This window comes from [Mycobacterium] fortunisiensis, from assembly GCF_019050325.1.
In the GTDB taxonomy this organism is placed as follows: Bacteria; Actinomycetota; Actinomycetes; order Mycobacteriales; family Mycobacteriaceae; genus Mycobacterium; species Mycobacterium fortunisiensis.
On record NZ_VOMB01000014.1, the window covers coordinates 96,652 to 104,238 of the forward strand.

Consider the following 7,587-nt stretch of genomic DNA (forward strand, 5'->3'; position numbering starts at 1 on the left):
GCCTGTGCTTCGTGCCGCCGTCGAATTGTTCGATGACACGGGCACCGGTCCCCGTGCGATGGAGATCGAACGACGGACCGGATTTGACGAGGAAACGGTGCAGCGGGCATTACGCGCGCTCTACACCGAGCCGTACTTCGAGAGGGGCGTCGAGAGCGGCAACGACGTCATCATCGTCGGCGACCCGACCAGCGCCGCGCTGCGGGTTGCCGGACAGTGGCCGTCACCCGAGGCGCAGCTCGATCGGCTGATTGCTGCCATCGAGGCTGCGGCGGACGACGAGTCACGCCAGCCGGAGGACCGCAGCCGTTTCCGGCAAATGGCACTGACACTGCGCGGTGCGGCGTACAACGTCGCGATCGGCGCGCTCGGCGGTGCTGGCGGCAACATGCTGACCGGTGGTTGAGTTCGGACCCCACGCCGCTGGGCATCTGCGACGGCATGGCGAGAACCGAAATCAGATCGAATCGAAGAAGTCTTCATCGAGCCGGTACAGAGTCACCGATTGCTCCGGCTGAACTCCCACGCCGTGCTCCACCAGTAACTCCGCGAGCCGCGCACCGTCGATCAGCTCGATCCGGGCGTTGATCCGCTCCGCCTCTTCGATCGCCCCTTTTGTGAAGCGGGATGTTGTGATGAACACTCCGCGGTCGCCCTGCTTGGATAGCAGTGCTCCGGCGAAGCCGTGAATCGCTGGCCGATCGACCGGGGCGTCGGTATAGCGTTTGGCCTGAACATAAATGCGGTCCAACCCAAGTGGATCCTGGCTGATGATGCCGTCGATACCACCGTCGCCGGTGGGGGCGGTCCGGTGCGCCGAACCCTTGCGGCCGTAGCCCATGCGATCGAGCAGTCGCACGACCAACTCCTCGAAACCGGTAGGCGTCAGGCCGAGCGCTGCGGCCAGCACTTCCTGCTCGACCGCCGCACGGTTGATCCGCTCGGCCCGCTCGGCGAGATCGTTCGGCGTGCTTTGATCGTCGTCGGCGCCGGTAGTAGGCGTCTGGTCCCCGTCATCGTCGGCAGTGGACCGGCCGCGCTTGCGGTCGCGGAACTCCAGAAACGCCGGGTACGCCTCAAGCGTTTTCGCGTCGATTCGCTGCGGATACCTGTCGAGCGCGGCACGGCCCTCGTCCGAGATCTTGACCAGTCCACGGCCCGGCCGCTCAACGAGACCCGCCTGGCGCAGATAGGACAGTGCCCATCCGGCCCGATTGTCGATGCGCTTCTGACCGCTCGGTACCTTCGCCGCCCGTTCCTCGGGGGTCAGATTGAACGTGTCGGCCATCGACTCGATGACATCCCGCGACCGCCGGACTTCACCGTCTGCCAGTGAGGCCAACACCGGCCGCATGAGCGTCTGATAGTCGGGGATCGTCACCGTACGGTCTCCCTGCCTGACAAACACATAGCGTCACGTCCCTCCGATTCGGTCGCCGCGTGACAGCCTGACACAGAGATCTGCCGGTGCTGGACATCAGCGGCCGACACTTCCGCCGTGTTGGGCCGCGCGCAGGGGGCGGTCGCGGTTCCGCCAAACGCCTGTTCGACGTGTCCTAGCGGTGTCCTAAGACTCTCGATCACGGGCAAATACGCACTAGACGCACGTGCACGGCACAACACCGATGACCTGCACCTATACGACCGCAATAGACGGAGCGTCACGGGCCAGCACACCAACATTCATGTCGCCTGCCATGAGGATGGGACCAGTGTGACCTGATTTTTGCCAGGGTGATGGGACCACCTGGATTGCCAGTTATGGGACCACCGGCGCGTCGCGTCGGTGGTCCTTTTCATTTGTTCGTTCGATCGCCGTGACGGCTCAAGTCACGGAGGTCGGCGGCATGGCGTTTCGGGAGGTCAGTGTGAATGAGATCAGGGAAGTGCTGCGGGTGTGGCTGGGGGTGGCGGGGTTACCGGCCCCGGGTTACCGCACGATCGCCGGGCATTGCGGTCTGGACCGCAAAACGGTGCGGCGCTACGTCGAGGCCGCCCAGGCCGCCGGTCTGCGCCGCGACGACGACCTGGGCGCGGTCGATGACGCGTTGATCGGGGTGGTCGCCGAAGCGGTGCGCCCGGTGCGCCCCGATGGCCACGGGGCGGCGTGGGAGCAGCTGCTGGGCTTCGAGGAACAGATCACGAAGTGGGTGGCCGGCGGCGATGGGCAGCGACCGTTGACGGTCACCAAGATCCACACCCTGCTGGCCCGGCAGGGCTGTGTGGTGCCGTATCGGACGTTGCATCGATTCGCCAGGCAGCGTTGCGGTTTCGGCCGCAAGAACCTCACGGTGCGGGTTGCTGATGGTGATCCCGGGGTGGAGTGCCAGATCGATTTCGGTTATCTGGGGATGCTCAGCGACGGCTCCGATGGGCGGCGCCGCAAGGTGCATGCGTTGATCTTCACCGCGGTGTACTCCCGGCACATGTTCGTGTGGCTGTCGTATTCACAGACCTTGGCTGCCGTGATCGCCGGGTGTGAGGCGGCCTGGGAGTTCTTCGGCGGCGTCTTCGCGGTGCTGATCCCCGACAACCTCAAACCGGTGATCGCCGACGCGGACGCGGTCAACCCGCAATTCAGCCAGGGCTGGCTGGATTACGCCGGGCATGCCGGGTTCCTGACCGACCCCGCGAGGGTGGCCTCGCCGAAGGACAAGCCGCGTGTGGAACGCGCCGTGCAGTATGTGCGCCGAAACTTCTGGGACGGTGAAACATTCACCAGCTTGCAGCAGGCGCAGGACGCCGCGCTGGCGTGGTGTCGTGACACTGCGGGCACCCGTATGCACGGCACCACGTGTGCGCGTCCGGCCGAGATGTTCACCGCCGAGGAGCAGCCGACGCTGTTGCCGGTGCCCGACGTCTATGACGTGCCGGTGTTCAAGAGGGTCAAGGTGCACCGCGATTTCCACGCCGAGGTCGCCAAGGCGCTGTACTCGCTGCCCGAGTGCTGGATCGGTCAGTACCTGGACGTGCGGGCCGATACCGAGCTGGTGAAGTTCTATCGCCGCGGCGTTCTGGTCAAGGTTCACCCGCGCCAGCCGGCCGGTGGGCGCAGCACCGACCCTGCTGATCTGCCCGAACACAAGACCGGCTACGCGCTGCGCGATGTGGCGGCGTTGATCGCCACCTGCACCGCTCACGGCCCGAATGTCGGGATCTACGCCGAACGCATCCTCGACGACAAATTGCCCTGGACGAAGATGCGCACCGTCTACCGGCTGCTGGGCCTGGTCCGCCGCTACGGCGCACAGCGGGTCGAACAGGCCTGTTCACTATCGCTGGATCTCGATGTCGTCTCGGTGACCAAGATCGCCTCCATGCTCGAGCGTGCCACCGAAACCAGCACCCCGGCATTGCCGAAGGCGGTCGGCCACACCGCGACCCGATTCGCCCGCGACCCCTCCGAATTCGGCTCCACCCCAACACCATTGACCATCATCGCCAACACTGACTGCGAAAAGGACCGCTGACATGACCACCACCCACCGTGGAGCCACCGACCCGATCGGCGCTGATCTGCTCCGACTGCTCAAGACCCTCAAACTCGGTGCGCTGGCCGACACCCTGCCCGAACGCGCCGCCCTGGCCCGCCAACACAAACTCAGCCACATCGGCTTCCTGGAAACCCTGCTCGCCGACGAGGTCTCCCGACGCGAATCCCGCTCGGCCGCATTACGGGCAGCCAAAGCCGGACTCGACCCCACCATGCGGTTCGACACCTGGACCGCACATGAGGACCTGCGCTATGACCGCACCCTGCTCGGGGATCTGACCTCACTGCGATTCCTCGACGCCGGCCAGTCCGCCATCGTCCTCGGCCCCGTTGGGGTCGGAAAAACGCATCTGGCAACAGCGTTGGGGCACATGGCCATTCGCCGCCGTCACAGCGTCGTGTTCGGCCGTGCCGACAAACTGTTCACCCGACTGCGTGCCGCACGTCTGGACCACACCGTCGACGCCGAGATCCGCCGACTGGCCGCCGTGGACGTCCTGATCATCGACGACTTCGCGCTGCGCCCACTGGATGCCACTGAAACCAGCGACTTCTACGAAATCGTCGTCGAGCGCCACCGCACCAAGACCACCATCATGACGTCGAACCGGGAGCCCGCTGAATGGCTGACCATGACCGCCGACACCCTGCTCGCCCAATCGGCCATCGACCGGCTGACCTCCGCCGCCCACACCCTGGTTATCGAAGGACCGTCCTACCGACAGCGGACCCGACCCCAGCTTGACCCGGACCCCACCGACGAGCATCCTCAGTAACGCGCCACGGTGGTCCCCCTGGCAATCAGGTGGCCCCATCACCCTGGCAAGCGACAATTCACACTGGCAGTGTGGGGGTCAGGGGTTCGAATCCCCTTAGCTCCACGTTTAAAAACCCGCTCTGACTTTGGTCGGGGCGGGTTTTGGTTTCTCGGCGGGAGGCTGCCGTTCAGTTTCGGGCTTGCAGTTTGCCGAGGCGGGCGAAGATCGCCGAGTAGCGTGCTCCCAGCAGACGAGCCATCGCCGCGACGGCGTATCCGTCGGGGCCTACGAGGATGCGGCCCCGATTCTTGTCCACGCCGCGCAGGATGGCATCCGCGGCTTTCTCGGCGCCGGTCAGTGCCGCCCGATCGGCGACACGTCGGAAGCGACCGGCTTCGTCCTCGTCCAGCGAGGTACGCATGTTGGCGTTGAAATTGGTGCGGATGACGCCGGGGTGCACGCAGTGTGCGGTCACCGGGCGGTCGTCGATGATGAGTTCCTGACGCAGTGTTTCGGTGAACCCGCGGACGGCGAATTTCGATGTGGCGTAGGCACCCTGATAGGGAACGGCGATGAGGCCGAAGGCGCTGGAAATGTTGACCAGCCTGGCCGGGCGGTCGGGCCGGCCGGATTCGATGAGCTGGGGGAGGAACGCTTTGGTGCCGCTGATGACCCCGCCGATGTTGATACCGGTCAGCCAGTCGAAGTCGTCCCACGACATCTCGGCGATACCGGCCACGAGATCGACGCCGGCATTGTTGAAGACCAGCGATGCCGGCCCGAGGTCACGCTTCACCTGGTCGGCAAAGGCGAGTACTGCCGCGCGATCGGCGACGTCGACCCGGTAGGTTGTGACAGCTCCTGGGCGGCAGGCTGATTCGGTCTGTGCGAGGCCGGCGGTGTCGATGTCGGCGGCGGCCACCTGGGCTCCGCGCCGGGTCAGTGCGAGGGTCAGGGCGCGGCCGATGCCAGAGCCGGCACCGGTGACCACGGCGATGCGGTCTTCGTATTTCACGCTGCACCCGCTTCCACCAGGGTGCGGATCCGTTCGACGGAATGCTCGAGGTTGTCCTGCAGATCGCTACGTCTGTCGTGCACGAACAGGCAGAGATGTTCGTAGATGGCGGCGGCCATCGGCAACGCCACGCACATCCGCATCGATTCGCTCAAGCGGGTGGTGCTTTCCGTCGCTCCGGGTTCGATCAGGTAGCGCCAATGCGTCCAGTCGCCGCCGAAAGCCTGGACGACGAAGGAGAATTCGCGGTTCGGTTTGGCGGTGATGACGTGGGCAGTGGTGCGCCACCGGCCGAGACGGCGCCGGTTCCACGCCTCGAACCGGTCATCGCCCACCCAGCGGGCACGGATGGTCTCGGGGCTCCATTGCGGTATGCGGGTGATATCGGAGACGACGGCGTACACCTGCTCGGCGGTGCCGCGTACCTCGGTCCATGCCGTGAGCGTGTCGTCTTTGCGAAGTAGGGGCACGGTGCCTGCTTTCCTGCTCGGCGCGAAGCTGTTCGGAGGGCATCGCCTCCGGCTGTGAGCCCTAACGTAAACCAGGCATTGCCGTCCCGAAAGACTTTTCTGATGAGTTTTCGAAAATGATTCAGATATTCTCGGGCCATGACGTCGACCAGGCCCCGGGGCAGGCCACCGCGGATAAGCCGGCGCGACATCGCCGAGGCCGTCGCACAGATCGGATTGGGCGCGGTGACGATGCAGTCCGTCGCGCAGCGCCTCGGGGTCAGTGCCGCGGCGCTGTACCACCATGTCAGCGGTCGCGAAGACCTGCTGCGGCTGGCGTGCGAGGAGATGCTCACCGAGGCTGCCACGGACGTCGGTAATGATGGCCATTGGTCGATTCAGTTGCGCCACTGGGCCATCGGTATCCGCGCAATGCTTGCTGCGAACCCGATGCTGATCGAGCTGAACGTGAATGGGGTCATCGGCGACGACCGGCAGATGCCGGCATTTGGGCGCTTGGTCGACAACCTCGTCAGGCAGGGGTTCACCGTCGAAGCCGCGATGGCAGCTGTCGAGACGGCGGGCGCCATAGCGACCGGGTCCGCCATCCACGACATTCAGGAGGCACGCGAAGCGGCCGGCGGCAGAACCTGGCCGCAGCGCGTGTACGCGATGCTCAGCAGAGCCTCCGACGGAGGCTCGACCGCGCTGCTCGCACTGGCGGGCAAGGGGCACTCGCCGGCGTCGGACTCCAGCTTCGAAGCGCGCCTGCGCATCGCGCTGACCGGGATCGCCGTGGTCAACGGTTTCTCGCTCGACGAGATCTCACCGTAGCCCTGGCCCGCTCGCCTGGACCTACGCGGAACCTGCCACCACAGGTCGCGTAGGTTCTGGGAGAATCAAATCCAAGAGCCGTACGCAGCATTCAACGAAAGTCATCATGCCCGAGGACCAGCACACAGACGTTCCACCGAATCACCTCTCGGTCGATCCCCGCAGCCCCTTCTATAACGAGGAGGTGCTCCTCCGCGACGTGGGTATTCGATTCAATGGAGTCGAGAAATCCAATGTTCACGAATACAACGTGGCCGAGGGTTGGGTGCGTGTTGAAGTCCCTACCGCCAAGGATCGCCGCGGAAATCCGATGGTCGTCAAGCTCAGCGGCACAGTTGAACCTTATTTCCGCCAAGCAAAATAACGGACGCCTCAGGGGCGCTGCGGCCGTCGTTTGAAACGCCCTGGGTGGGCCGAGTGGCGGTCCTCCGGCACAACATCCGTGGTCGATCGTCAAAAAATTGGAAGCTCGGCCAGCTGGGCACTTGGCCTCACTCCAAGTCGGACAACACCTTTCGGGCGGCTTCGAGCTCGGCCTCCAGTGCGGCGACCTTGGCGGCCTGCTGGGCGCGGGCCTCTTCGATGATCTTGTCGATCGGGGTGGCCAGATCCTCATGCAGTTCTTTGGCTGCGCGGGAGACGGCAGCAGCGGCGACGGCGAGATCGCGGGCCAGGTAGCTGGTGCCCTGTTTGAGCTCGGCGCGCCATTCGCCATCGGCGGTACCGGTGACGGTGAGGGTCAGCTCGATGGTCTTGGCCTTCCGGCCCGCAGCCTTCTTGGCCGGAGGCTTCCTGGGCTTGTCGTCGGCGGCGGTCACCTCGGCGGTGGTCGCCGGGTCCGTGGCAGTGTCGTCGGTGGGCAGCACTTCGGTTACCTGGGCGTCTACAGTCATCGTCACGGTGAACTCCTTCTGGGACATCGCCCGCAGTCCGCGGGCCGGCGGCAAGGAGTATTAGAACACACGTTCGACTCCTCACCTTTTCGTGGGTAATTGTGGGTGTAGTCCGCCGAGGCAGAGGTAGATCATTGAGGCCAGC

General features: G+C 65.1%; 9 protein-coding genes. 5 read left to right on the forward strand and 4 right to left on the reverse strand.

Going from position 1 to position 7,587, the window contains the following annotated elements; genetic code table 11:
* Window positions 1-58 precede the first annotated feature (58 nt).
* The gene (locus tag FR943_RS10145; protein WP_217156527.1) at window positions 59-406 is read left to right on the forward strand and encodes a hypothetical protein; all 348 of its coding nucleotides are present in this window, start codon (window positions 59-61) and stop codon (window positions 404-406) included.
* A 51-nt stretch (window positions 407-457) separates the two neighbouring features.
* Here FR943_RS10145 and FR943_RS10150 read toward each other — a convergent pair whose 3' ends face one another.
* Window positions 458-1,381 (reverse strand): restriction endonuclease, encoded by a 924-nt coding sequence (locus FR943_RS10150; protein WP_217156529.1) that lies wholly within the window; start codon window positions 1,379-1,381, stop codon window positions 458-460.
* Window positions 1,382-1,847: 466 nt separating this feature from the next.
* Between FR943_RS10150 and istA the strand changes: the two genes are divergently transcribed.
* Together istA and istB are read left to right on the forward strand one after the other, a co-directional pair.
* The gene (istA, locus tag FR943_RS10155) at window positions 1,848-3,470 is read left to right on the forward strand and encodes an IS21 family transposase (RefSeq protein WP_217156530.1); all 1,623 of its coding nucleotides are present in this window, start codon (window positions 1,848-1,850) and stop codon (window positions 3,468-3,470) included.
* A gap of 1 nt (window position 3,471) precedes the next feature.
* On the forward strand, window positions 3,472-4,269 hold the full coding sequence (gene istB / locus FR943_RS10160) for an IS21-like element helper ATPase IstB (protein WP_217156536.1): 798 nt from the start codon (window positions 3,472-3,474) through the stop codon (window positions 4,267-4,269).
* 169 nt (window positions 4,270-4,438) lie between these two features.
* On the opposite strand, the gene FR943_RS10165 is transcribed toward istB, so the two are convergent.
* Both FR943_RS10165 and FR943_RS26210 read right to left on the reverse strand, forming a co-directional pair.
* Window positions 4,439-5,266 carry an SDR family NAD(P)-dependent oxidoreductase gene (locus FR943_RS10165; RefSeq protein ID WP_217156543.1) on the reverse strand — a complete coding sequence of 276 codons (828 nt, stop codon included), beginning with the start codon at window positions 5,264-5,266 and terminating at the stop codon, window positions 4,439-4,441.
* Window positions 5,263-5,736: an SRPBCC family protein gene (locus FR943_RS26210; protein ID WP_217156545.1), complete on the reverse strand. Its 474-nt coding sequence runs from the start codon at window positions 5,734-5,736 to the stop codon at window positions 5,263-5,265. The genes FR943_RS10165 and FR943_RS26210 overlap by 4 nt, the downstream gene beginning before the upstream one ends.
* 138 nt (window positions 5,737-5,874) lie before the next feature.
* Between FR943_RS26210 and FR943_RS10175 the strand changes: the two genes are divergently transcribed.
* Both FR943_RS10175 and FR943_RS10180 read left to right on the forward strand, forming a co-directional pair.
* A complete protein-coding gene (locus FR943_RS10175) occupies window positions 5,875-6,549 on the forward strand; it encodes a TetR/AcrR family transcriptional regulator (protein ID WP_275957446.1) in 675 nt (224 codons plus the stop codon).
* Between the two features lie 106 nt (window positions 6,550-6,655).
* A complete protein-coding gene (locus FR943_RS10180) occupies window positions 6,656-6,913 on the forward strand; it encodes a DUF3297 family protein (RefSeq protein WP_217156548.1) in 258 nt (85 codons plus the stop codon).
* 127 nt (window positions 6,914-7,040) lie between these two features.
* Here FR943_RS10180 and FR943_RS10185 read toward each other — a convergent pair whose 3' ends face one another.
* Window positions 7,041-7,448 carry a DUF6319 family protein gene (locus tag FR943_RS10185; RefSeq protein ID WP_372448101.1) on the reverse strand — a complete coding sequence of 136 codons (408 nt, stop codon included), beginning with the start codon at window positions 7,446-7,448 and terminating at the stop codon, window positions 7,041-7,043.
* Window positions 7,449-7,587 lie beyond the last annotated feature (139 nt).